Here is a 1560-nt window from a genome sequence, read left to right as displayed (position 1 = left end):
CTAACTCGAAAATCGAACAGTGACCGGACGCGCGGTAGCATCCCGCGTCGCGTAGCGGCGTGGGATGGGTCTTGGGTGGAGCGGGTGGTTATGCGGCGAGGTCGAGGGTGACGTGGTAGCCGAGGGCTTCGAGTTGGCGGATGTGGTTGCGTTTGCGGCGTTCGGTGTCGGTGCGGCTGAGGTAGTAGTCGGCGCCGAGGTCATGGAAGCGGGATTCCGGGGCGGATAGCAGGTGCCAGATGATCGTCAGGACCGAACGGCCGACCGCGACGATCGCGCGTTTGGCGCCGCGTCTTCGGGCGATGCGCCGGTAGCGTTCACCGAGGAACGTGCTGGTCCGGGCCGCGCTGACGGCGATCTGCCCGAGCACGCGGGCGAGGTAGCGGTTGCCGTGCCCGGTTGACCCGCTGCCTTTGCGGCGGCCGGCGGACTCCTTGACGCCGGGGGCGAACTTGGCCCAGCCCGCTAAGTGGGCCGGGGTCGGGAAGCGGGTCATGTCCACGCCGATCTCCGCGATGATCGTGGCGGCGGCGGTCCGGCCGATCCCGGGGATCTCAAGCAGCCGGGCCACCGCGGGCGCGAAAGGGGCCAGTTGTTCCTCGATCCGTGCGTCGACCTCACGGATATCGGTCTCGATCTGCTCGACCCGGGCGATCATCTTGCCCAGCAGGAACGCGTGATGATCCGTGAAGTTGCCGGTCAGGGCCTCCTGCAGTGCGGGGATCTTGCGGCGCAGGCTGGAGCGGGCCAGTCCGGCCAGGGTGTGCGGGTCGCGCTGCCCGCCGATCAGCGCGGCCATCATCGCCCGCCCGGAAACACCGAACAGATCACTGACCACGACCGACACCTTGATCTGCGCGTCTTCGAGGAGCTTCTCCGCCCGCTGGCGTTCCGCACCGGCCTCGGCGACCAGATCGACCCGGTAGCGGGTCAGGTCCCGCAGTATCCGGATCGGTGACGGCGGCACGAAACTCGGCCGGATCATCTGCCGTTCCGCGACCTTGCACAACCAGACCGCGTCCAGTTTGTCGGTCTTCGGCCGCCCGGGCAGATGCTTGACGTCACGGGCGTTGACCAGCCACACCTCGAAGCCATGAGCCTCGAGAAGGTAGAAGACCGGCTTCCAGTAGTCGCTGGTTGCCTCCATCACCACCCGGGTCACGCCGAGGACTGACAGCCGTTCAGCCAGCCCGATCAGTGATCGGGTCATCGTGGTGTAGGTCCGTACCTCCTGCAGCCGACGTCCCGGCTTCTCCACGTCCGGGACCCGCGCGCAGCAGACCAGCGACGCCTTACCGATGTCCAACCCGGCGACATGCGTGATGATCTGATCCTCGTCCACAGCCTGTTCCAGCAACCGAACCCCTCCCCACCAGCAGAACAGCAAGGACGGTCGCCCGCGGCAGCCACAGAACGGGTGAATCTAACTCGCGTGCTCGCAGCAACAGTGAAGGGCCCAAAACGCGACTGCCCGCGTCCGACTAAAACACGACCTCGTACGAATCAAAGGGTTACGACGTCAGCGAGCGACCAGCACCGATTTTCAGCCCGGAACGGGCC

Annotated in this window: 1 protein-coding gene; it reads right to left on the bottom strand. The window is 66.5% G+C overall.

Translation table 11 applies throughout. From position 1 onward, the window contains the following. Positions 1 to 88 precede the first annotated feature (88 nt). A complete protein-coding gene (locus tag AB0E94_RS52850) occupies positions 89 to 1357 on the bottom strand; it encodes an IS110 family transposase (protein WP_360344539.1) in 1269 nt (422 codons plus the stop codon). Positions 1358 to 1560: the final 203 nt, after the last annotated feature.

The organism is Actinoplanes sp. NPDC026670, assembly GCF_040638175.1.
Lineage (GTDB): Bacteria > Actinomycetota > Actinomycetes > Mycobacteriales > Micromonosporaceae > Actinoplanes.
This window is presented reverse-complemented; position numbering and strand designations above follow the sequence as displayed.